This is a genomic window from Aliikangiella coralliicola, assembly GCF_007004725.1.
Classification (GTDB): domain Bacteria; phylum Pseudomonadota; class Gammaproteobacteria; order Enterobacterales; family Kangiellaceae; genus Aliikangiella; species Aliikangiella coralliicola.
On the sequence record NZ_ML660167.1, the window covers coordinates 143086 to 169263 of the forward strand.

10 protein-coding genes are annotated in these 26178 nt (G+C 42.9%); 7 read left to right on the forward strand and 3 right to left on the reverse strand.

Features of this window, described 5'->3' with window-relative positions; genetic code table 11:
• Positions 1-3: 3 nt before the first annotated feature.
• Positions 4-951, forward strand: coding sequence for an AgmX/PglI C-terminal domain-containing protein (locus FLL46_RS18325; RefSeq protein WP_142932799.1), 948 nt, complete (start codon positions 4-6; stop codon positions 949-951).
• A gap of 146 nt (positions 952-1097) precedes the next feature.
• Here FLL46_RS18325 and FLL46_RS18330 read toward each other — a convergent pair whose 3' ends face one another.
• The 3 genes from FLL46_RS18330 to FLL46_RS18340 all read right to left on the reverse strand — a co-directional run bounded on the left by FLL46_RS18330 (position 1098) and on the right by FLL46_RS18340 (position 5188).
• Complete coding sequence (locus FLL46_RS18330; RefSeq protein ID WP_142932800.1) at positions 1098-2105, reverse strand: hypothetical protein; 1008 nt, start codon at positions 2103-2105, stop codon at positions 1098-1100.
• Positions 2106-2114: 9 nt separating this feature from the next.
• Entirely contained in the window at positions 2115-2981 is an 867-nt protein-coding gene (locus FLL46_RS18335) for a hypothetical protein (RefSeq protein WP_142932801.1), read from the reverse strand.
• Between the two features lie 65 nt (positions 2982-3046).
• A complete protein-coding gene (locus tag FLL46_RS18340) occupies positions 3047-5188 on the reverse strand; it encodes a hypothetical protein (protein ID WP_142932802.1) in 2142 nt (713 codons plus the stop codon).
• Between the two features lie 384 nt (positions 5189-5572).
• Here FLL46_RS18340 and FLL46_RS18345 point away from each other — a divergent pair, with 384 nt between their 5' ends.
• The 6 genes from FLL46_RS18345 (at position 5573) to FLL46_RS18370 (ending at position 26175) form a co-directional block, all read left to right on the forward strand.
• Complete coding sequence (locus FLL46_RS18345) at positions 5573-6628, forward strand: beta-ketoacyl synthase N-terminal-like domain-containing protein (protein ID WP_142932803.1); 1056 nt, start codon at positions 5573-5575, stop codon at positions 6626-6628.
• Positions 6629-6710: 82 nt separating this feature from the next.
• Complete coding sequence (locus FLL46_RS18350) at positions 6711-7580, forward strand: AHH domain-containing protein (protein WP_142932804.1); 870 nt, start codon at positions 6711-6713, stop codon at positions 7578-7580.
• An 8-nt stretch (positions 7581-7588) separates the two neighbouring features.
• A complete protein-coding gene (locus FLL46_RS18355) occupies positions 7589-8158 on the forward strand; it encodes an imm11 family protein (RefSeq protein WP_142932805.1) in 570 nt (189 codons plus the stop codon).
• Between the two features lie 2 nt (positions 8159-8160).
• Entirely contained in the window at positions 8161-8751 is a 591-nt protein-coding gene (locus tag FLL46_RS18360; protein WP_142932806.1) for an imm11 family protein, read from the forward strand.
• 759 nt (positions 8752-9510) lie between these two features.
• Positions 9511-11703: an NHL repeat-containing protein gene (locus FLL46_RS18365; RefSeq protein WP_142932807.1), complete on the forward strand. Its 2193-nt coding sequence runs from the start codon at positions 9511-9513 to the stop codon at positions 11701-11703.
• A gap of 36 nt (positions 11704-11739) precedes the next feature.
• Positions 11740-26175 (forward strand): beta strand repeat-containing protein, encoded by a 14436-nt coding sequence (locus FLL46_RS18370; RefSeq protein WP_142932808.1) that lies wholly within the window; start codon positions 11740-11742, stop codon positions 26173-26175.
• Positions 26176-26178: the final 3 nt, after the last annotated feature.

Sequence of the window (26178 nt, forward strand, 5' to 3'; positions counted from 1 at the left end):
TTGATGACCGCAATGACTTATCAAAATTTATCCCTGGCATGGCATCCCGAAAACAAGAGGGACAGGCGCTACACCATTTTTTCAATAGGAGTTCTGGCGCTATTTGTCAGTGTTGGCTTATTTTTCGGTTCAATCGAAGTGCCGGAAGAGCCGAGAAAAGAACGTGTCGAAGTACCTGAGCGTATTGCTAATTTCATTCTTGAAAAGCCAAAGCCTCAGCCAAAGCCCAAGGAAATAGAAGAACCGAAACCGATCCCTAAGCCGAAACCAAAAGTAAAAAGAAAGCGACCGGAAAAAGAAATTGAGCTAACCGAAACTCAAAAAGTTGCACGTAAGAAAGCTGAAGAAAGTGGTTTGTTAGCGCTAAGCGATGAGTTATCAGATTTAATCGATACTTCGAGTATTGATTCTATGGTTGGTAAAAAGCTGAATAAGAATAATCAAGTTACAAAAGTTGCCTCTGCTGATACCAGTTTGCTGACGGCTGACGCTTCCAAAGGAAGTGACGGTGTTAACAGTGGCGAAATTCTGTCGCGCTCAAGTGGCGGTGTCAAACTCGATGCTCAGCAACGCAAAATTGCGCAACAGTTATTAACCGCGCGAGCGAGTAGCGGGAAAGGAAAAGCAGTCGATAAGTCTGATTCGAAACCACGTATTGGCAATTATCGTTCTGAAGAAGATATCGCCTATGTAATGGATCAAAATAAAAGTAATTTACATACCATTTATCGACGAGCTCGTAGGAATAACCCTGGCATCAAAGGAAAAATTGTTCTTGAAATTACCATTTCACCAGCTGGAAAGGTACTTGATGTTATAGTCGCTTCAAGCGAGCTGAATGATCCCGGCCTTGAATCTCGCATTGTCGCCAGAATAAAACAGTTTAACTTTGGTGCCAAAAATGTGAAGACGGTAACGGTCACTTATCCGGTTGAGTTTTTACCTTCATAGGTTTGCAGAGGGATTGCTGTAAATAAGTCTCCCGCATATGTAGAAGAAGCGGGGGACTACCTCTGGTTGTGCGAATACGCCAATGACTGTGGTGTTTATTAATACCAGGATTAATGCCTATCGATAGCAGAAAAATTGACAAGGCATCAATCAATAACTTCTATTTTTAAGTCTTCCATAATTTTTAGCTGTAATGGTGACTGACTTTTAATATGCTCATAGGCCCGATCTTCTAATCCGGGAAATTGCCTTGAATCATAATAAACAGAAACATAAACAGGCTGGGGAAAGTCCTGGGTAAATTGAAAAACAATCGTGCGAAAGCCGGTGTCAGTTTCTTCTGTTCCACCATTTAAATTGCGTGAAATATTAATTTCTCGTTCGATCTCTACTGGAATGCCACTAATGGTTTCTCCGGTTCTTATCGAACTCGGCAAATCAAATACCTGTTTTCCAATAGACCGGCCTGGAAGTTTGACGACTATCATGACCAAAATAAATATTGCGATATTTATCGCGACTAACTTGCCAATACTTAACCCCCAGGGTTTGAGCATCGCTTGAAAAGCATCGAGTGTCGACAGGGAAGAATTGAAACCAGAGACTCCCAGCTCAATGACGATGGGATAAGCTAACGTATGTAATACTCCGACCAAAGGAAGTAACATTGCAAGCCCGACTAGGAATGAAGAGAGCAATGACATCGCAGAAAATGATTCGACGGTAGAACCTAACCGATCAGTGCCTTTGTCACGTTTGAATTGTGTCTTGGTAAATAGTGTAGAAAAACTATAATTATAGCTGTCGCTAGAGTCTGAGTATTCAATGGGAGGAGACTTCAGATTATCAGGGGAAACATATAGCCCTTTGTTTTTTGATTTTTCACCAATATATATAAGCGTGTGAGTTTCGCCATGAAAAGCTAATGAAGCTGCTTGAAATATATGACCAAAGGTAGCAAAGAATGAAAAGTAGGTGAAGAAGAAGGCAATGACTAACACGCCCAAATAATCGACGGTGTCATAATTTTTAAACCACCAGATAGCTAGTTTGAGCTGTCCTATCTGATAAACGCTCCGCAGGAAGAGTTCTATCAACAGTAGTGGAGCGAGAACCAGAAAAGCATCTTTTAAATAAGTGTAAACGTTGGACATGATAAGAATTTATCGAATCATCACCCACTGATTATTTTTATCGAGGAAAAACATAAATTTATAGAGATGGAATAAACGACTTTTAGGATCATAGTAAAAAATAGGTTGTGCATTAAGGTAATTCTTTATTCGCGCTAGCTTTCCATTTGCTGACACTTCAAAAGTCATCCCATCTAAAAATAGATCATTTAACTCAAGGGAAACATTTTGCATATCTTCCCCAGTACTTAATTTCTTTTGACCTTCTTCTTCGTTGGATAGTCCATAGGCTATCGCTATTTCTTTTGCTCTGACACGATACAGACTCTTCAGTTTGCCTAAATCTTTTGCTTTTAAAGTTGAATGAATATTCTTATACACTTCTAGCAGTGAATTAAAATTTTCCTTGTTATTTTCGATTTGTTGACCATCCTGCCATGCCCATTTTGGAAAAGGCGATTTAATCTGTGTCGTTATTTCTACAGATGCACTTTTTTCTTCGGTTAAAACCACTTTTGGCGTAGTTTGCTCATTTTTAATATGATCATCCAGTTGGGCAATTACCCCGGCTTCGGTCAATTTTAAAGTCGCCGAAACTAATTGACGCTTACTGTTGTTTTTCGATAAATCTTGTTCGAACAAAGTAATCGTCGCATATGCGCCATTTTCATATTCTGAAGTTTGATCGCCGCTCTGTTCATCGTATGGCAAAAATATGTTGAGACTTAAATTGTTGAGGCCATCAATTATTGATTCAGGAGTTGGAACCTCTACCGTCAGTTGTCCTTTTGTGTAATCGAAATAAACGGGAATGTCGTTGACTCGAACATCCACACCGACATTGTGCAAGTCAACATCAACACCATAAAAAGGAGCAGCATTTACTGTACTAGACATAATTAAACCTTTGACGATTAATAACAAAAACCATTTACTTGTATTTAAAAAATTTTTCATAGCTGTTAAAACTTAATGATGTAGTGGCGGTTGGCCGACTGTGTTGCTGGACTTCCCGCCGCAGTCGCAGTATCCGCTGGTGCCTCTTCATCGGCATCTGGTTCAATCCAGGTAAATTCTGTCGTTGTCGACTCTTCTGCCTGGTCAGGAACCTTGCCTAAGGCTTTAGCCATCGGGTTACCGCCTGTAACCGACTTCTCTAATTTTTCATATTTAGTAAAATAAACAATCAATCCATTAAACAAAAAACGAGAATACCAATAATAACCAACATCATCTCTTTCTATAATTATCTTTCCAACAAAACCCGTCTTTATTCCTGCCTTATAGCTTTTCTCAAACTTAATGACCCAAATATGACCTTTAGCGCCGACGACTCCTTCAAATTTAAACTCCATCGCGATAGCTTGCTCAGACTTACAGCTAGCATTATCTTTGCCATTTTCACCGCTCGTAGAAAAGTTAATTGTTACTTTACTTTCAATGCTAAAAACCAGTTGAATATCTGCTTTAAGGCTGGCGACGCTCTTATCACTTCCTACACCTTTTAACGCCGCTTCTAACACAGATGCTATAGGCCTGCCTGCAGGATGTGTCTTGACCGCTTTTAGTAGTACAGGAAAAACATCAATGCTACCTTTCATTCCTATCAAGGGATCAGCAGATAAACTCAGATCGTAGCTGCTGACCACTTCAGGACTACTTTTGTCTTCTTTCAATTCTGTTTCGTATTTGATACCAAGGTTAGGCCAGAATATTTCAAGCTTTAATGGTGCGTCATCTCCCATATAGGTTAGAAACCGATCAACTTTTCTTCTTACGTAGTTGAGTCTCTGCAATATATCATCAATACCGTTTTTATATTCTAAGGTTAAATCCCTTTTTTCTTCATCATAAAAGAATTCCATTTTTCCGGAAAACTTACCTGCCTTGCTACTATGTTCATTACTGACAACACCAGTACTGTTAGCTTCTCTTTTAGATTCTTTGCCCCCGAAAGAGTAAGCTATATTTGCATTCCATTTAACTTTTGGAAAAACATTCACTTCGACAGAGGCGGGAGAGTATCTCTCACAAGCACTTGCCGCTATTTTGTAGGTTGATGGTTTTATTGAAGGCAACCACAAATACCGCAACGGGTTAGTAACGGGTTCGCAAGATAAATGATAAGTATTCTCTAACGAGCCTTTAACCGTTTTTGCGGGGGCTGGATGTATTGTTGAACTTGAAGAAGTATGAGTTGAGCAAGCGCTATCAACCTCTAGCTTAGCTTTAATTTTTTCAAATCCACGTTTAGCCGTTTCACTGGCTACAACATCTAAACTTAAAATTCCTGCCGTTTTCTCGATAACCTCCTGCTTGCGACCATCGTGGGCACAAGAAACTGTAAACTTAGTCAGTTTGCATACCGGCTCTTCTTGTTTTTGTTCTTCTGCAGCGGTTTCAGAAGTTGCTTCGGTCGCGTGGGGACCTAAATCGACAGGCGTCGTTTTTGTTTCAACAAAATTATCTTTCGATGCGGGTTTATTGGCTTCTTCTTCCACTGCAATAATGATATCGCCATTGACAAGTGCATTGCTTAAATTTTGCTTTGGGGATTCTGTGTAAGCAAAACCACCGGCATTGGCACCGGTTGAATGCTCAGGCAAGTCTAGCGATTCTTCTAATTCACTCAGTTGCTTATCGGACAAATTTAGATTTTCTATGAATGTGTTTGCATCTGCGACTGAATTGAACGATTTGGTTTCCGAAGGAGAACTAATGAGAGTATTTGCAGCTGGTATAAACTGATAGCTAATACCATAGGGCGTTTTAAATTGGCGTTCCGATGAGGAAGGGTGAAAAACATCATCTGCTTTGATCGAAAATACCTGGATGTGACCATTGATTAAACAGTAAGCGATATATTCCTCTATCGCTGACCAGGGGTGAGCATTGCGCCAACCTTCATATCCAAAACCAAGGCAAGAACTCGCGAGCTGATGCCAGAAACCAGTCATTACATTGAGGTTTTGAACAAAATGCAGGGTAGCAAAGTCATCCCAAAAATATTTAGGTGTAAGTGACTGAGATAATGTTTCTCGACCGGGGATACGAAATACGAAAAACTGGCCGTTTTCGGCTTTGACAATTTGTGAATTGAACATCGTGCTGCGAAATGATCCCTCTTATGCATTAATTCTTGTCTTTGACTGGTATTATACTCATGCATTTAACTGAATTGAACGATTTTCATCTTCAATTAGATTACTGACCACATTTTGTGAACAGTTACTCAATAGTTGTGAGTTTGAGAGTAATAGTTTAGTCTTTTTTAGCTTATCATATCGGAGCAGAAAAATGGGCCTGACTGATGCTTCACAAATAATGTTCCATATGGACTAGAAAATAGCTGGCTTTATAGTGGATATGCTCGAACAATAGATTATTCATAGGTGAGAGTAAAAAGTAAGCAGGCTTTAGTAACTAGTTGTTGAAATATTTTTGTAAAACTGTCAACAAAATCAATACGCATTAAGGATGCAGACTGCGTGAAAAACAAAACTCAGATTTTTATTCTCGGTGCCGGAATGATTACTCCTGTCGGTATCGATTCGAATATGACTATTGCTTCAATCCAGGCAGGTATTAGCAAAATTGAAGTGACTGCTGAGCATGATTGTTATGCGGAACCTTTCAAATTGGCCACTGTGCCAGAAGATGCACTGCCACCACTGAATGATAAATTAAATGCGCAAGGATTAACCAGCCGATACCGCAGGTTATTGCGCCTCGCGTCACCAGCTTTAATTGAAGTAATGCAGTCATACTCTGAAGATGAACCACTCCCTCTTTTTCTCGCCGGCCCAGAAACATTACCAGGTAGGGCATCGGTTTTACAACGCTCTTTTATTGAGCGATTGAGTATTCAAACAGGTGTTAAATTTAATCAACAATTGAGTCGAATTTTTTCAACCGGCAGAGCTGGTGGGTTTCAAGCAATCGACATGGTATTTCGGTATTTCGAAGCGACCGGTGCTGATTATGCACTGGTAGGTGGATTGGATACTCATCTTGATTTACATTTATTGGGTACTTTGGATCGAGAAAGTCGCATTCTCACAGATGATCGTAAAGATGGATTTATCCCAGGTGAAGCTGCTGGTTTTTTATTGTTAGTCTCAGAAAATGCGCGCCAACGAATGGGAAATGTATCGCTTCCTGAGCTATTTATGCCTGGCTTTGGGAATGAATCAGGACATCGTTATAGTGAGCAACCCTACACCGGTGATGGGTTGAGTGAAGCTGTTCGATTGGCTGTTCTGAGTGCGAAAGGGCGACGTGTCAGTACAATTTTTTCAAGCCTTAATGGAGAACATTTCGGCGCCAAAGAATACGGCGTTGCTATCACTCGAAATAGCGATACGATTTCTGAAAACATAAATTTAGAACACCCGGCAGATTGTTTTGGCGACATTGGCGCAGCTTTTGTTCCTGTTTTGAGTAGTTTGGCGATTCACCAACACATTAACAGTAAGCACAATCAGAGTTCGTTACTTTATTGTTCGTCTGAGGGAGCTCTAAGGGGCGCAATGCTAATTGCATAACAGTGATTAATCACTGAGTTTAAAACATCAAACTAACAATATCAGCTCGGGTTAATACAAATATTAAGATACGGAGAGAAAAATGGCGGAGCTCGGCGAAAGTGCCTTAATGACAAAAATATTAGAACATAAGCACGACGATGAAACTTGCCCTTTTTGTCAGAAGAACGATGAAGTTGAGCAGGATGGCGTGAGTAGTAAAGAGCAGGACTGGGATGATGACGAGCGAACCAGTGACGAGTATTGGACGAAAAAGATTGGCAATAATTCTGGGAAACTTGAAACCAACATGGCGGCGAACGATGAGCCGAGGCCTACTGATTGGGAGTTACTACACCCAGTTTATGATTGTAAAGGTAAGGAAATTGATTTGCCTGATTCGCATAAGATTACGCCTAATCCGCATCATTTGATTCCTGGGAATGAATCGTTGAAAAAAGCAAAAGAGTTACTTGTGTGGATTTATGCTGATGCTGATGGAAGCCAAATTGAGAGTGATATTAATTATGATGTAAACAATGCTCAAAATGGTATTTGGCTCCCAAGTAATAATTCCATGCGTGGCAATGATGACTGGAAATGCGAAACTGTTAAAATTACTTATGCTAATGCTGCGCAGCCAGGTAGGGGGTGTTTTCATGATCGCCATACAAATTATTCGGAATTTGTTACTCGACTTCTCAACAAAATAGCGGACAAAATGGGACAAGAAGATTCTGTTTGTCAATATAACACTGAAGAAAGTGGTGAAAAACATAAACCGCCTTATGCTTTAGTACCGAGACTTAATGGGGTTTCACAACGCTTGAAAAGCTATCTTAAAAGTTTTAACCCTGATGGTTACCAGCCTCCGCTCTATACCTCAAAGTTGGTAGATATACGCGTCAAAATCATTAAAGATTTTGATGAGGGAAAAGTAGCAGCAATAAATTGTGATCAACACAAACTATAGGATTAAACATGTCAGAACATTTTATGCTTGAGTGCTATATGCCCATTGAATGGGATGATATGGCGTTATTAGAAGGCGTTTTTTTTGCTGGAGTTGGTTCATGGCGATTGGGACGGAGGTTTAAAAAGCAACCACCTAATCCAGTAATTGTAGAAATAAGTCCAGGCTACCCGAACGATCTCAAGGAGATGTACTACAATGATGCAATCATCATAACAAAGCGTCTACTAGCTGCGTTACAAGAGGCTGGCGTCGATAACTTAGATGTTTATCCCTGCATTATTGTTAACGAGGATACTGGTTTTCGAACAGAAGATTATGTAGCGATTAACTTAATTGGCCTGGTTAAAGCGGCGGATATTGCAAATTCGAAGGTAACGGGCGGAGACGGTGACCATTTATTGGATACTGATTTCGATGGTGTAGCAATCGATCCGAAAAAAGCGAAAGATTATCTTATGTTCAGGCTCGCCGAAAACACCAGCGCGATAGTGATCCATCGATCCGTCAAAGAACACCTAGTTAAAAAAGGATTTAATATGCTGACATACGTCGAACCAAAGGACTGGATTGGTTAATAATGTCTGAGTACTTTATGCTTGAGTGCTATATGCCCATTGAGTGGGATGATATTGCATTGTTAAAGTCCGTGTACTTTAAAGCAATTGAAACTTGGCGAAATGATATTGATTCTTGGCGAATGGGTAAACGTTTCGTTAGCGAGATTCCAAATCCTATTCAGGTGAAAATTCGACCTGGATATCCTGACGCTTTAAAAGAAATGTATTACAACGATGCCATTATTATGACTAAACGACTTGTCGAGGCGCTTCAAGAGGCTGGAGTCGACAATTTGGATACTTATCCTTGCGTTATTACCAATGAAAAGACTGGTTTTCGTACCGAAAACTATGTGGCAGTAAACCTGATTGGTTTAGTTAAAGCTGCAGATATCTCTAAATCAAATGTGGTTGGTGGAGATGAAGAGCATTTATTGGATACTGACTTTGATGGTGTAGCAATCGATCCGAAAAAGGCGAAAGATTATCTTATGTTCAGGTTGGCAGAAAACACCAGCGCTATAGTGATCCATCGATCCGTAAAAGAACACCTAGTTAAAAAGGGATTTAACATGCTAACTTATGTCGAGCCTAAAGACTGGATTGGTTAAATTTTAACTAAACAGGGGTTATAGGTATAACTTTATCTCTCCCTGTTATTTTTTCGCTCGCAAGTAGCCCTGACTTGAACTTTTTATAACCTCCAAATACTTATTCTGTGAGCCGATGCACAAGAATAGATTGAGATCATCTATACTTGGTGTCGGATTATTGACGGTGTTATTTTTAGTGTGATATTTTTCACAATTGCCGAGAGTGTGTTCGGTCGGGCCCATTTTACATCAGCAGTGAAAGTAACAGAAATCTTAGGGAGGGGAATACTTTGCTTTTTATTTCGGTATCATCTTCATCATTGTTCCCTAATTAGTCAATTATCGACATTTCAAGTCTTTCATTCCGCAAGTAAATTAGCTTGATGCTGGCTTCTGATCACCGCTCGTCATTGAGAATTTTATTGAAAGTCAGCCATATACTAATTCGCTATTGGTAATAGTACGGATTTGAAGGTTTTGTCTATGCCTTCGTTAGCCGGTAATGTTAAAATTAGTCGACATTATTTATGGATTATCAGAACGGCGAAACATTAAATTTTATTGTGCTAAGGGCTGAAATTTAAGCTGATTGAACACAACAAATAGTATTGCCGATTGAGTAGTTAGTGATTGAAGTAAAAAGAAATAGAAGTAATTAATTCAGGAATATGCTGTTCGCAACCTAAATAGCTTTCTCCTGAAAAATCCCTTAATGCGATAAATGCATTTTGTGAAATCTACTAATTAGTATGACTTAAGGAATAAGGAAAAGTCTAAATGAATATTGTTGGTAAGAAAATTCAGGGTCTTCAAATTCAAGGTTTTAAGAATCGAAGCATTCAAAGTTTTCATTGGCTATTGTGTTTAGGAATCTTTGCATTTCTTACCGCATGTGGCGGCGGAGGAACCACAGTAACACCGCCGGACACAACCCCCAACGCATTTACTTTTACCGATCAAACCGATGTGGCACTCAGCACTGTCATTGAATCAAATTCTATTTCCATTGCTGGAATTACTGCCGCCACCAGTATTACTATTTCCGGTGGTGAATATTCAATTGCAGGAGGCACCTTTACCAGCAGCGCTGGAACCGTGATGAACGGTCAATCAGTCATTGTTCGACAAACTTCATCTGCAAACAATTCTACAACTACAGATGCGACACTAACTGTTGGCGGTGTTAGTGATGTATTTAGTGTGACTACTTTAGACGATTTAACGCCTGATGCTTTTACTTTTGTTGATCAAACGGGTGTTGCGCTTGGTACACTTATTGAGTCTGCTGCTATCACTGTGGCAGGAATCAGCGCAGAGACGGCTATCTCTGTGACAGGTGGCGAATATTCTATTGATAGCGGAGCATTTACTAGTGAAGATGGAATGGTTGCCAATGGTCAGTCAGTGGTCGTGCGACAAACTTCTTCTGCGAATAATTCTACGACCACTGATGCGACGCTAACCATTGGTGGCGTTAGTGATGTTTTTAGCGTCACGACTTTAGATGATACGATTCCTGACGCGTTTAGTTTTGTTGATCAGACAGGGATTGCTTTAAATACCCAAGTTGAGTCCTCAGCTATTTCTGTGGCTGGGATTAACGCGGCTTCAAATATTAGCGTCGCGGGCGGTGAGTATTCGATAGATGGCGAGGCTTTTACCAGCCAGGATGGAATGGTGCTTAATGGCCAATCTGTCATAGTAAGGCAAATTTCCTCCAGTGCTCATGCAACTACGACAGATGTGACGTTAAACATTGGCGGTGTGTCCGATGTGTTTAGTGTGACTACTATCGAAACTTTATCGTTGACCAATTTTCAAGCTGCTGATGTTGTGATTGGGCAAGCCGGCTTTGCCGTTGATCCCAGCGATAATGGCGATAGAAACCCTGCAGCAAATACACTACTTGAACAATTTGGAAATCCCGTTATTGCGAATGGGCGATTGTATTTATCAGATAGCGAGAATCACCGACTATTAGGGTTTAATTCTATACCAACAGCTAATAATGCATCGGCTGATATTGTTTTGGGGCAACCAGATTTTACGACTAATACTTCAGGTACTTCAGATGTTATCTTTAATTTCCCTGAATCTGTTTCTGTTGATAATAATAAAATGTTTCTTGCAGACCCGGGTAACAACCGTATTTTAATTTGGAATAGTGTACCAACAAGCTCGGGAACACCGGCAGATGTTGTTTTAGGTCAAGCTGATTTTTCTTCAAGTGCTGCAGGGGCATGTAATTCGACTGGCTTAGAAGTAGCAGAAGCTGTTTTTGCCATTGATGGTAAGCTGATTGTTGCAGACAGAGATCATAATCGTGTCTTAATTTGGAATACGATTCCTACCTCAAATAATGCACCTGCAGATATTGTTTTGGGGCAGCAAGATTTTACCCACTGTGCAGCAAACGACACTGATAACGACGGCGTTACCGATGGACCAAGTGCTCAGACATTAAGCGATCCGGCTGGCATATGGAGCGATGGTACAAGATTAGTAATTGTCGATAAGCGCAATAATCGAGTTTTGATTTGGAGCACTTTTCCGTCAACCAACTTTGCTGCGGCGGATGTTGTTATAGGACAGAGTGATTTCACGCATAATACTCGCAACGATGATAATCAAGATAACGTTGTTGATGCTAATCCATCCGCGCGAACTTTATTTAGCCCTGTCTTAGGAATTTACTCAAATGGTACGCAATTATTTATTGCTGATACTTCCAATAACCGAGTTCTTGTTTGGAACAACTTTCCTTCAACCAATTTTGCTGCGGCAGATGTTGTCATAGGGCAGGGGGATTTTACACATAATGAACGAAATGATGATGATCAGGATGGAAACGAAGATTCTATGTCGTCAGCTCGTACGCTGATTCAGCCAGGCGGAATTTACCAAGTCGAAAATCAGTTAATTATTAGCGATGGCGGTAACAGCCGGGTGCTTATATTTAACAATCAATAGTTCGGTTAGAAGTTCTTAGTGGTCAGGAAAAACAGAATGAAAAAACAACAATTAAAAACATTGAAAAAGAACGGATTTCGTGGCCACTTACTGGTATGCGCCTTAACTGTTTCACCTCTTTTGATAGTACCCGGTGTATATGCTGGAGGGCCGACCGGAGGTGAAGTTGTCGGCGGTACAGGAACTATCAATCAGTCTGGTAATACAACAACCATCAACCAGACTACTCAGAATATGGCGATTGACTGGCAAACTTTTAATGTTGCTTCTGACGAATTAGTCCAATACATTCAGCCCAACTCTTCTTCAATTTCTCTTAATCGTATTCTTAGTAATAACGGCTCGGTTATTGCCGGACGTATAGACGCTAATGGCCAAGTTATTTTGGCAAATCCCAATGGAGTATTTTTTACTTCTACTTCGGTCGTTAATGTCGGTGGAATTATCGCATCTGGCTTAGATATAAAGCCTGAAGATTTTATGAATGGAAATTATATTTTTAGCGAAGTTTTAGGTACTGAAGGTGCGGTAATTAATAGTGGAATGATTAATGCCGCCGTCGGTGGAAACGTTGCGCTAATCGGTCGCCAGGTAGAAAACAACGGTATGATTGTGGCCAACTTGGGCAGTGTTTCTTTAGCTGCAGGAAAGGAAGCAGTACTAACTTTTGATCAAGCTGGGTTGTTGGGAGTAAGAGTTAGCAAAGAAATTTTACAAGATGAGTTAGGCGTTGACCACGCAGTTATCAATAGTGGAGATATTCGCGCGGAAAGCGGTCGAGTATTACTAACAGCAAGCGCTAGTCAAAATGTATTTTCTCAGGCTGTAAATTCAGGCATAGAACACGCCACTAATGTTGTTTTACATGAAGATGGTAGTTTTACCTTAGGCGGAGAAGAGTTATATGCTGAGATTAGGAGTGATAGGCAACTCCGTGTCAATCAAGTAGTTGGCGCTGCCGATGTCCTTAATAGTGGCAGTATCGACACATCGACTTCGGTTAACGGTCAGAGCGCAGGTAGTATTGTTCTCGAAGGGGATAATGTCACAAGTAGCGGCGAGCTACTCGCAAATGCTGCTAATGGCAATGGCGGTCACATCGAGCTTAATGCACAAGACACCGCATTGTTAGTTGGTGATAGTTTAACTTCTGCGCGTTCGGAAAGCCAAGGTCTGGGAGGCTCAGTTGAAGTGCTTGGCGATAATGTCGGTTTATTCGATAATTCAGTGATCGACGTGTCAGGTTCAAATGGCGGCGGCGAGGTTCTTATAGGCGGAGATTATCAGGGAGAAAACCCTTATATACCAAACGCGAATCGCACCTATGTGAGTGACAATTCTTTTATCTATGCCGACGCGATTAATAACGGTGATGGCGGTAAGGTAATTGTTTGGGCCGATGAAAGCACTCAATTTTACGGTAATATTTTTGCGCGAGGTGGTAGTGAAACTGGTGATGGCGGGTTAGTCGAAGTTTCCGGGAAAGAAGGAATGATCTTCGACGGTTTTGTAGACACAACCGCTGCGAATGGTGAGAATGGGCTTCTATTGTTAGACCCAAAGAATATTATTATCAGTACCGATTCATCATCTCATGGTACTAACGATTACAATCAATTTGCAGATATTTCAGGTATCGATACAACGCTGAATAACGGCGATCTTGCAAGTTGGTTGACAACCTCAGATGTAAGACTAAGAGCGAATACTGATATCACATTTGCTGCTGATGTGACCGCCTTTTACACCCCCGCTGGAGTTGCGACCCTCACATTAGATGCAGGACGTTCGATCATTATTAACGATAACGTAACAATTGACTTAGGTTACATTGATTTTGTCGCAACGATTAACCATGAACTTGCCACGAGTATTTATCGTGATGCAGGAGACGCCCAATTTACCATGGGAACAGGCTCAAGCATCAGAAGTAATAGTGGCGATATTATCATTCAGACAGGGTCTTTTTCTGGTGGTTCTTCGGTGGGTGATATTTCACTGCAAATCTTAAATACGTCTGGTGACAACGTGAGAGATGCTGGCTCAATTAGTGTCACCAATGACTACGGAAATATTGTTGTTAATGATCAACTATTGGCCGTTGGACGTTCAGGCTCAGGCGATGGAGGTGATGGTGGGAACATTACTTTAACCGCAACCAATGGAGACGTGACTGTTAATACTCATGCTACTTTAGATGTATTAATTTCAGCCAATGGTGGCGACAGAGAAGGAGACAATGACGATGGTGGAGATGCTGGAACGATAAGTATCACGGCGGGGAACGATATATTAATTAACGAAGGATTAACTGCAAATGGAGGAATTGCAAACGGCGGAACTACTGGCGGGGACGAAAATGCAGGAGATGGCGGAACCATTAACCTGAACGCAGGCAATGATATTAATCTCAATGCCAGTATTGAGTCGAATGGTGGAGCTGCTGAAGATAATAATGCAAATTCTGGTAGCGGTGGCGATATCACCTTAACTGTTGCTAATAATTTAACGGTTGGGGCAAATATTACAACCCAAGCTGGAGTTGTCGGTGGAAATGGAAACTCAGGTTCTGATGGAGCAATAGTTTTTAATGGTGACAACTCTGATAACACTTTTAATATTAATAATGGCGCTTCATTTCTTGCAGCTTCCGCAACGTTAAATGGGTTAGGGGGAAATGATACCTTAGTAACTGGCGGTGTTCTGAATAATACCTGGATAGTTGATGGAACGAATACTGGAACTTTAGATAGCAACAATATAGCCGATGAGTTGATTCGTTTTAACCAGATAGAAAATTTAACAGGAAATTCTGGTAACGATGGTTATACGGTGACAGGCTCAATAGTGAGTATTGATGCTGGTGATGGAACAAATAATATTACAGTCAACAATGGCGGCAGTGTTTCTGGCGCAATAACAACGGGGACTGGTAATGACACCGTTATATTAGCTGATGTTGGAACTGGTTCGGTCGGTTCTATTAGCGCGGGTGATGGGACGAATATCATCACTATCAATACTGGTGGGACGGTGACGAATGCAATCACATCTGGAGACGGTACACTAGATACTATTACGGTTGCTGGTAGCGTTGGTTCAATAAATGCCGGCAATGGTACTAATTCAATAACAGTCAATAATGGCGGTAGTGTTTCCGGTGCTATTACAACTGGTACCGGTGATGACACAATTATTTTGGCTGATGTCGGAACTGGCATCGTTGATTCTATTAGTGCGGGTGATGGGACAAATATCATCACAGTCAACACCGGCGGAACAGTAACAAATGCGATTACAGCTGGAGATGGAACACTAGATACAATTACGGTTGCTGGTAGTGTTGGTTCAATAAACGCGGGCAATGGTACTAACTCTGTAACAGTTAATAACGGCGGAATCGTTACAGGAGCAATAACCACAGGCACAGGCGATGACACCATTGTTCTTGCCGATTCAGGTAGTGGAAGTGCCGGTTCTATCGATGTTGGAAATGGGACTAATTCTGTAACTGTCAACAGTGGCGGCTCAGTTTCAGGTGCAATTACAGGCGGTACCGATGTAGATACGATTAACATAAGTGGAACTGCCGGCTCACTCGATACCGGTGCCAATAATGATCTGATAACGATTGTTGATAACAGTTCTGTCACTGGATTAATTGATGGCGGCGCAGGTTCTGACACTGTTACCGTTACCACTAATTCAGGTTTTACCATAACTCTTGGTACTGATGTTGACCGAGTTGAAACTTTAACTGCACAAGGTTCAGGGACCAACGTTCTAGTTGGCGCTAATGTTGTCGGTGGCAACACCTGGAATATAGCAGGTGCTGGTAATACCGTTGACGATTCCACCACACAAACCACTTTTTCAAATTTCTCTGTAATAACAGCTGGTACGGGTGGAGACGATTTCTTTGTCAGTACTTCAGGAGTTTCCACCATTAATGGTAATAGTGGTGATGACAATATCACTCTTGATACTGTTGGTCTTGTTGACAACGTTAACGGTAATCAAGGGACCGATAGTTTGTCGATTACCAATGGCAATAGTACTTGGGTCATGACGACAACTATCGACGGTAATGTGACTGATACTGACACACCAGCGAATGATACAGATTTCACTTCTATCGAGACTCGCACAGGAAGTTTGGTGGGCATTGATTCGATTGATTTATCCGGCTTGGGCGCAGCTATTATTATGCTCGCCGACTATCAAAATTTCGACCAGATAATTGGTAGCATTACTGGAACTTTACAAGGGATTGACGGGCTGCAAAATGATTGGAGCATTCAATCGATTAGCGGTTCTGATGGCATTAATGATGGCTCGGTAACTGTGGGTGGAGTTACTACAAACTTTTTAAATTTTCTCAATTTAATTGGTGGTAATTCGACAGATAATTTCACGATTACAAGTTCAGGACATTGGGCGGGAGACATCAATGGCGGTGGTGGTGTCAACACCCTTATTGGCGCTAATGTAGCAAATACCTGGAACGTTAGTGGAGCTGGTGCGGGTAGCTTGTTGTACACGACAACGCCTGGTGCAGCGACCACGACATTTTCGAACATTAATACATTAATGGGTGGTTCAAATACTGACGATTTTAATCTCTCTGGTATTTTCGCCGGATTAATGGATGGTGGTGCCGGTACGGATACGTTGACCATAACGGCAGCTGGTGATCAAATTATTCAGTTAGGCAATCAATCAAATGCCAACATTAATATTTATCAAGTTGAAACAGTAACGGCCAATGCAGCAACTACCAATGAACTAATCAGTGATGGTAATGCAGCAACCAATACCTGGAATTTGAATGGGGTGCGAGCCGGTGATGTAAACGATGGCACAACCACGACGACATTTTCTAATATCGATAATGTAACAGGTGGTGCCAGTGTCGATAACTTTACCATGGCGGCTGCCTTTGCCGGTTTAATCGATGGCGGTGCGGGAACTGACTCTCTCACCATCACTGCAGCGGGTGATCGTATTATCGAGTTAGGCGACCAAGTTACCGGCAATACTAATGTTTACCAGATCGAAACAGTTGCCGCTAATGCCGCAACCACCAATGAATTAGTTGGTGATGGCAATGCAGCAACCAACACCTGGAATTTAAATGGTGTGCGTAACGGTGATGTGAATGATGGTTCTACTACCACAACATTTACCAATATCGATAATGTGACCGGTGGGGCGACTATTGATAACTTTACTATGGCTGCAGCCTTTGCCGGGTTAATTGATGGTGGTGCGGGTACTGATTCATTAACCATCACTGCAGCCGGCGACCGGATTATCGAGTTGGGTGATCAAGTGACAACGAACACCAATGTCTACCAAATGGAAACTGTGAATGCGAATGCAGCGGTTAACAATGAATTAGTGGCAGACAGCACCGCAGCAACCAATACCTGGACATTATCAGGTGCAAGAAATGGCAACGTGGACGATGGTTCCACCACGACAACATTTACCAACATTGATAATGCAACTGGTGGTTCGACTGTCGATAATTTTACGCTGTCAGGAAACTTCGCCGGTTTAATTGATGGTAGTGCTGGCGCTGATTCATTAACCATCACCGCAGCAGGTAATCGAATTATTGAGTTGGGTGATCAGGTTACAACGAATACCAATGTCTACCAAATAGAAACGGTTAATGCGAATGCCGCCGTTATTAACGAATTGATCGGAGATGGTATTGCGGCGATTAACACCTGGCTACTTTCCGCAGCACGCGCAGGTAGTGTCAACGACGGAACAACTACAACTGCGTTTACCAATATTGATAATGTGACTGGTAATCTGAATACCGATAACTTTACCCTGGCAGGTGATTTCGACGGGTTGATTGACGGTGGTGCAGGAAGTGATTCTCTGACTGTCACAGCAGCTGGTGATCGAATTATCGAGTTAGGCGACCAAGTTACCGGCAATACCAATGTCTATCAAATTGAAACCGTGGCAGCTAACGCGGCGACTACCAATGAATTAGTTGGCGATGGTAATGCGGCAACCAATACCTGGAATTTGAGTGGTGTACGAGCTGGAGATGTGAACGATGGCACAACCACGACAACATTTTCTAATATCGATAACGTAACCGGTGGTGCAAGTATTGATAACTTTACCATGGCGGCTGCTTTCGCCGGGTTAATCGATGGCGGTGCGGGCATTGATTCATTAACTGTCACAGCCGCTGGTGATCGAATTTTCGAACTGGGTGATCAAGTCACAGCGAACACTAATGTTTATCAAATTGAAACAGTTGCCGCTAATGCCGCAACCACCAATGAGTTAGTTGGAGATGGTAACGCGGTAACCAACACCTGGAATTTAAATGGTGTGCGTAACGGTGATGTGAATGATGGTGCTACTACCACAACATTTACTAATATCGATAATGTGACTGGTGGGGCGACTATTGATAACTTTACCATGGCTGCAGCCTTTGCCGGGTTAATTGATGGTGGTGCGGGTACTGATTCATTAACCATTACCGCAGCCGGCGACCGAATTATCGAGTTGGGTGATCAAGTCACAGCCAATACCAATGTTTACCAAATGGAAACGGTTAATGGGAATGCAGCAGTTAGCAACGAGTTAGTGGCAGACAGCACCGCAGCAACCAATACTTGGACATTATCAGGTGCAAGAAATGGCAACGTGGACGATGGTTCCACCACGACAACATTTACCAATATCGATAATGCAACCGGCGGTTCAACTGTCGATAATTTTACTTTGTCAGGAAACTTTGCTGGTTTAATTGATGGTAGTGCTGGCGCTGATTCTCTGACCATCACCGCAGCTGGTGATCGAATTATTGAGTTGGGTGATCAGGTCACAACGAATACCAATGTCTACCAAATAGAAACGGTTAACGCGAATGCCGCCGTTATTAACGAATTGATTGGAGACGGTATCGCAGCGATTAATACCTGGCTACTTTCAGCGGCACGCGCAGGTAGTGTCAACGACGGAACAACCACAACGGCGTTTACCAATATTGATAATGTGACCGGTAATCTGAATACCGATAACTTTACTTTGGCCGGTGATTTCGCCGGGTTGATTGACGGTGGAGCGGGGAGTGATTCTCTGACTATCACCGCGGCAGGTGATCGAATTATAGAGCTAGGTGATCAAGTCACAGCGAATACCAATGTTTATCAAATCGAAACCGTGGCAGCTAATGCGGCAACGACCAATGAGCTGGTTGGTGATGGCAATGCGGCTACCAACACCTGGAATTTAAGTGGTGTGAGAAATGGTAATGTGAATGACGGTACAACGACGACGGTTTTCACGAATATCGATAATGTCACTGGTGGGGTGAGTGTCGATAACTTCACCATGACAGCAAACTTCGCTGGTTTAATCGACGGCGGTGCTGGAACTGATTCCTTGACCATCACTGCTGCGGGTGATCGAGTTATCGAGCTGGGTGATCAAGTGACAGCCAATACCAATGTCTATCAAATTGAAACGCTTGATGCGAACGCGGCCGTTACTAATGAATTAGTGAGCGATGGTAATGCGGCGACTAATACCTGGAATTTGAACGGGGTGCGTAACGGTGATGTGAATGATGGCTCTACTACCACGACATTTACCAGTATTGATAATGTGACCGGTGGGGCTAGCGTTGATAACTTCACCATGGCAGCAAATTTCGCCGGTTTAATCGATGGCGGAGCAGGCACCGATTCGTTAACCATTACCGCAGCCGGCGATCGAATTATCGAGCTGGGCGATCAAGTCACAGCCAATACCAATGTCTACCAAATGGAAACCGTCAATGCGAATGCGGCGGTCATTAATGAATTAATTGGAGACAGTATTGCGGCAATCAATACCTGGCTGCTTTCTGGAGCGCGAGCCGGGAATGTTAACGATGGAACAACCACAACGGCCTTTACCAATATTGATAATGTCACTGGCGGTTCGACTGTCGATAACTTTACTCTGTCAGGAAATTTCGCGGGTTTAATTGATGGCGGTTCCGGTACCGACTCTTTGACCATTACCGCAGCCGGTGATCGAATTATTGAGCTGGGCGATCAAGTCACAACCAATACCAATGTCTATCAAATCGAAAGTATCGCGGCGAATGCGGCAGTCACCAATGAGCTGGTAGCCGATAGCACTGCGGCGACCAATACCTGGACTTTATCTGGTGTGAGAGATGGTTCGGTTAACGATGGAACAACAGCCACCACATTTACTGATATTGACAATGTGACCGGTGGTTTAAATGTTGATAATTTCACCATGTCTGCCGCCTTTGCGGGGCTAATTGACGGCGGCGCCGGAACAGATTCCTTAACCATTACAGCAGCAGGCGATCGGATTATCGAGTTAGGCGATCAAGTGACAGCGAATACCAATGTTTATCAAATCGAAACCGTGGCAGCTAATGCGGCAACCACCAATGAACTGGTTGGTGATGGCAATGCGGCAACCAACACCTGGAATTTAAGTGGCGTGCGAGCGGGGGATGTGAATGATGGCTCTACAACAACTGCTTTCACGAATATCGATAATGTCACTGGTGGTGTGAGTGTCGATAACTTTACCATGGCAGCGGCGTTTGCCGGGTTAATTGATGGTGGTGCGGGCGCTGATTCATTAACTGTCACAGCCGCTGGTGATCGAATTTTCGAACTGGGTGATCAAGTCACAGCGAATACAAATGTCTATCAAATTGAAACGCTTGATGCGAACGCGGCCGTTACTAATGAACTAGTGAGCGATGGTAATGCGGCGACTAATACCTGGAATTTGAATGGGGTGCGTAATGGTGATGTAAATGATGGTTCTACTACCACGACATTTACCAGTATTGATAATGTGACCGGTGGGGCTAGCGTTGATAACTTTACCATGTCAGCTAACTTCGCCGGTTTAATCGATGGCGGTGCAGGCACTGATTCGTTAACTATCACTGCAGCAGGCGACCGAATTATCGAGCTGGGTGATCAAGTCACAGCTAATACCAATGTTTACCAAATGGAAACCGTTAATGCGAATGCAGCGGTCATTAACGAGTTAATTGGAGACAGTATTGCGGCAATCAATACTTGGCTGCTTTCTGGAGCGCGTGCCGGGAATGTTAACGATGGAACGACCACAACTGCATTTACCAATATTGATAATGCAACTGGCGGTTCCAGTACCGATAATTTTACCTTGGCTGCGGACTTTGCTGGAGTCATTAATGGTGGGGTGGGTAACGACACTCTAACCATAACCGCTGCAGGTGATCGCGTCGTTGAGCTAGGTAATCGACGCAATGGCAACACCAATGTTTATCAAATTGAAACGATTACTGCCAACGTTAGTGCAACACGAAATGAGCTAATCGGTGATTTAGACCAAGCTACAGCGACCCATAACTGGACCATTGATGGAAGCGATACCGGTACATTAATTGACGGTGTTAACAACGTCCGCTTCATTAATTTCACTGACCTGACCGGAACTGACGCAGCTGACGTTTTTACTTTTACAGCAGTGACTTCAGCGATTTCTTCTTTAATCAACGGAATGGGAGGTATTGATAGTCTGGTATTTGCACTCAATTCCGGCGATAGAACGGTTGAACTTGGTAACACTCGAAACGCAAACTTGAATGTCTATCAGGTCGAAAATATTACCGGGGACAGTAACGCTAACAATGAATTAATTGGTGATAGTGCATCGGCAGAAAATACCTGGACAGTGACGTCAGTTAATGGTGGTAATGTCACCGATGGTGCCACAACAACAAACTTTACCAGCTTTGCAACTTTGACCGGTGGAAACTCAATCGACCGATTTACTGTCAATTCAGGTGCAAGTGTGACGACCTTAAATGGCGGTGACGGAAATGATAATTTTACGTTACTAGGAACGGTTGACGATCTAAACGCCGGCGATGGTAATGATATTGTGACTTTAACAGGAAACGCTGTAATTACGACGATTGATGGTGGTGACGGAAATGATACTTTTAATTTACAAAATGATCTTGTCGGCGGCGTAATCGGCGGCGGCGATGGTGATGATAGTTTTAATGTTACCGGCAATGTCACTAATGTCACGCTGAATGGTGAAGCCGGCAGCGATAACTTTGTGGTTGGTGTGGTCACCAGCCTGAATGTGAATGGCGGAGAAGATCCTGATAACTCTGACGTTGACTCATTAGGCTCAACCATTGATGGATTTACCTTAACCCTTGGCGATGCCATTTCAATTAGCGGAGTCACGGCGACAGGAATAGAAGCTGTTTCTGCAGTTAACGGCGTACTTAATGCACGAGACGGCACGACCACCACATGGGATATCACCGGTCAAAACAGCGGCACAGTATCTGATTTTGGAGATTCGCTGATTTTTACTGGCTTTGTCACCTTAAACGGTGGCAGCGGTGTGGATATATTTAATTTGAGCGGAAACGGTTCTGTATCGGGAATTGTCACCGGCGGTGGAGGCAATGACCGGCTAACAGTTGATTTAAGCGGACGCACGCAGTCTGGATTAATCAATTTTGAAGGTGGTTCGGGAACCGATGAAATAACGGTTATTGGTACCGCTAACGCGTATGACGAAACCTATAATCCTAACACTGGAGGTTACGATCAACTAAGTTATGCGAGCAATTCAAATGCAGCAAGTTTTGATCTCAATTTTAACCAGGTCGCTACCGTTAACGATAACATTCAAACTACCAGTCTCACGATTAATAACTCAGGTGCTTCTGATAATATTCATATTGGCGGGACAGTGTTTGGCGCAGATTCCGGTTCGGTAGATATTAACTATGATTCAGGTATTAAAGGCAATATCAATATAGTCGCCCAAAATGGCGGCGATGTTCAAATTCTTGATAACATCAATGTTAATGGTGTGCTCTCAATAACTGCCGATCAGCTTACTCAAGCGTCGGGCGTGGTCACAGCAAATGGGCTTACCTTAGATGCAGTGTCTCAGGCCGGTAGTGCGACAAATACGCTTGCAACTAATATCAATGAACTTCGAGTTCTCAACCATACAGGCGCTATTTTCCTGACTGAGCAGGACGGGCTAACAATAGCCGAAATCACTAATACCTCAGGTAATATTGACATTACAACATCTGCGGGATCAATAAACAGCAATGCAAACCTCATATCAAGCGGAGAGCTTAATTTAACTTCAGCCGGTGATATCGATTTGTCGGCTCAAAATGAATTGTCAGGCTTACTTTCTTTGGTCGCGGCGAATGACATTAACCTGACTAACCAGGTAACCACAAATTTAGCGAATGTGTCTGCACAAAACCTGACACTGTCTTCACAAGGCGATATCAATTCAACTGGCCCGATAACAGTCCAAAACGCAGGTGCCGGTATTGCGACGTTAACTTCAACTAATGGCAGCATCCTTCTTAACGGTGCTACTAATAGTTTTGACAGCCTCACCTTAAATGCGGCCAATAACATTTCGTTAGCTGACTTGTCTGCGTTAAATTTGAACGCGACGGCAGCTGCGGATATTAGCGGAAATGGCGTAATTGATGTCCGTAACGGCGGAGCCGGTGTTACCACGTTAACATCCACTAGTGGCAATATTTTGCTGAGTGGACCAACTAGCTTATTCGACACAGTGAATTTGAGCGCAGCGAATGAGGTGAGCCTCGCTGGATTAACGGCACAAAATTTAGATATTGATTCTGCTGGCGATGTAACTGTTTCTGGTGAGCTGAATGTACAAAATAGCGGTGCAGGTATCGCGTCAATTGATTCAGCTAATGGTAGCGTTTTACTCAACGGAGCAGCGAACAATTTCGACTCACTGACCTTAACAGCCTCAAACGGTGTCAGTGTGGCTAGTTTATCTGCACAAGACTTAACGCTTACGGCTGGTGGAGATGTTACCTCTTCGGGCAATCTTGTCGTTCAAAATAGTGGTGGAGCGATGGCATCTATCACATCAAATAACGGTAGCATTTCTCTTAACGGCGCGACAAACAGTTTTGATACTGTTGCTCTTAATGCCGCTACTGACGTGAATTTAGCAGGGCTTTCGGCGCTTAACCTCGATATTGACGCTGGTGGGGATATCAATGGAAACGGTGTACTCAGCGTTCAAAATGGTGGAAACGGTGTTGCAACCTTAACTTCTAGCGGTGGTAGCATTCTCCTCAGCGGGGGCACTAGCCTGTTTGATACAGTTAGCTTTGATGCCGCAAACGAAGTCGGCTTAGCTGGTTTGACGGCGAGAAGTTTAACCGTTAACGCAGTTAACAACATTTCTGCTAACGGGGCGTTAGACGTTCGTAACAGCGGTTCTGGACTAGCAAGATTAACATCGTCTAGCGGAAGTATTGTGTTAAGTGGTGCAACGAGTACCTTTGATAACGCGACTTTTGATGCTGCAAATGCGATCAGCATAACGGAGTTATCGGCTCAAAATTTAACGCTTACAGCAAATAACGACATCAGCGCCAGTGGTAATTTAGCAGTTCAAAATGGCGGAGCAGGCGTGGCGACTATCACCTCGGCAACCGGTAATATTGTACTTGGCGGCACAAACAATAATTTTGATGACGCTAATATTAACGCCGGAGACAGCGTGAGCATTGCCAATTTGTCAGCACAAAATTTAACGCTGGTTGCCAGTAACGATATCGACGCTACCGGAAATGTCGTTGTAGAAAACAGTGGTACTGGAGATGCGACAATTACCTCAACCAATGGCAGCGTAGCACTTGGCGGTGCCGATAATCGGTTCGAAGATGTCAGTATCAATGCCGCCAATAATGTGACTTTGGCTAGTTTGTCGGCTCAAAATCTGGATTTGGTTGCAGGCAGCGACGTTAACGCCTCTGGCAATATAGTCGTACAGAATAACGGAGCGGGCAATACAAACATTACTTCGACTAATGGAAGCGTTTCCCTTGGCGGCGCTGGTAATAATTTTGACGATGTGAGCATCAACGCAGGCAACAATGTAACCCTGGCGAGCTTAAACGCGCAAAATCTGACTTTGGTTGCTGCCAATGAAATCAACGCATCTGGCAATATCATCGTGCAAAATAGCGGCACTGGTGACGCAAGTATTACTTCAACTAACGGAAGTGTTGTACTGAGTGGTACTGGCAATAATTTTGACGATGTCAGCATCAATGCAGGAAGCAATGTTACCGTGGCAGGTTTGGCGGCGCAAAACCTGACTTTAACTGCAGGTAATGACGTTAATACGAGTGGCGATATTAGTGTTCAAAACAACGGTACAGGTGTGGCTAACATCACAGCGACTGCTGGTAGTATTTCCCTGGGAGGCGCTAATAATAACTTCGATACTGTCAGTTTAAATGCGGCAAATAATGTCAACATTGCGGGCCTGTCTGCGCAAGATTTAACTGTAGAAACAACTAATGGCGATATTGTTGGCTCGGGTCCATTAAACGTGCAAAACGGCGGTGCTGGAATTGCGAGATTGACATCTAATAACGGCAGCATATTACTCGATACTGTCGCCAACAATTTTGAAAACGTGATCTTAAATGCAGCGAATGACGCGAATCTGTTAGAAACAGACGCTATTAACATTGACGGTTCAACTATCGGCGGTGCGCTTAATGTCACTGCGAATGGCAATATGGGCGTTGGAGACATTACAGCGGGGACTTCGATGATGTTAGATGCTGGTCAAGGCGCGATTGTCGATCAATCATCTAACTTAATTGCACCGCAAATTAGTTTAAGAGCAGCTGCAGGAATAGGTGCCGGTTCGGTTAACTATGCCGATGGATTTAGTATCGATGAGTTTGGCGCTATTAGAACCACCACCGAGTTGTTAAGTGCTATCAATACCAGTTCTGGAACAATCAATATTAATAACACTGGGGCTGTTACAGTAACTGATTTAAGAAATTCAGGTGATATTATCTTGAGAAACACTGGCGATATCACACTGGATATCACAGAGAACAACGGTGTAAGAGAAGGGGCAATTGATGCTAACTTCGGCGGCTCTATCGAAGATGAGGTTTACGCGGGAGATGTTGCGATACTCAATGATTCGTCAGACTCGATTTTCACCACTGGCCTCGGCTTTAGCGAAGCAGATATCACAGCGGAAAACCTGCTAGTACAAAGTGTTATTAGTTTTGGTGAGTTCGGCAGACCAATTCGCATCAGGGTGAATAATCAGTTTACGCTATTTGCCAGCCTGGGTTCGATTTTCTACTTTGGCGGAGAGCCAAGAGGAATTACAACTAGTGATGATCTTGCGTTACAGGTTGTCGATGGAATTACTGGTTTGTCGGGCCAACAGCTGATTGACGTTGAATCGCTTGATGACGTTGATCCCGCAATCTTTACTGAGGTGAGAAATTATAACTATGACGATATCTCAGTTCTGTTGCCCGCGGACCAGCGTTACACTGATGACGAAGAAGAAGAAAAGCAACAAGCGGCAGAATAAAAA

What these genes read in the sequence shown, in the direction of transcription:
- FLL46_RS18325 (WP_142932799.1), top strand. Translation starts at nt 4, where the DNA reads ATGACCGCAATGACTTATCAAAATTTATCCCTGGCATGGCATCCCGAA.
- FLL46_RS18330 (WP_142932800.1), bottom strand. Translation starts at nt 2,105, where the DNA reads ATGTCCAACGTTTACACTTATTTAAAAGATGCTTTTCTGGTTCTCGCT.
- FLL46_RS18335 (WP_142932801.1), bottom strand. Translation starts at nt 2,981, where the DNA reads ATGTCTAGTACAGTAAATGCTGCTCCTTTTTATGGTGTTGATGTTGAC.
- FLL46_RS18340 (WP_142932802.1), bottom strand. Translation starts at nt 5,188, where the DNA reads ATGTTCAATTCACAAATTGTCAAAGCCGAAAACGGCCAGTTTTTCGTA.
- FLL46_RS18350 (WP_142932804.1), top strand. Translation starts at nt 6,711, where the DNA reads ATGGCGGAGCTCGGCGAAAGTGCCTTAATGACAAAAATATTAGAACAT.
- FLL46_RS18355 (WP_142932805.1), top strand. Translation starts at nt 7,589, where the DNA reads ATGTCAGAACATTTTATGCTTGAGTGCTATATGCCCATTGAATGGGAT.
- FLL46_RS18360 (WP_142932806.1), top strand. Translation starts at nt 8,161, where the DNA reads ATGTCTGAGTACTTTATGCTTGAGTGCTATATGCCCATTGAGTGGGAT.
- FLL46_RS18365 (WP_142932807.1), top strand. Translation starts at nt 9,511, where the DNA reads ATGAATATTGTTGGTAAGAAAATTCAGGGTCTTCAAATTCAAGGTTTT.
- FLL46_RS18370 (WP_142932808.1), top strand. Translation starts at nt 11,740, where the DNA reads ATGAAAAAACAACAATTAAAAACATTGAAAAAGAACGGATTTCGTGGC.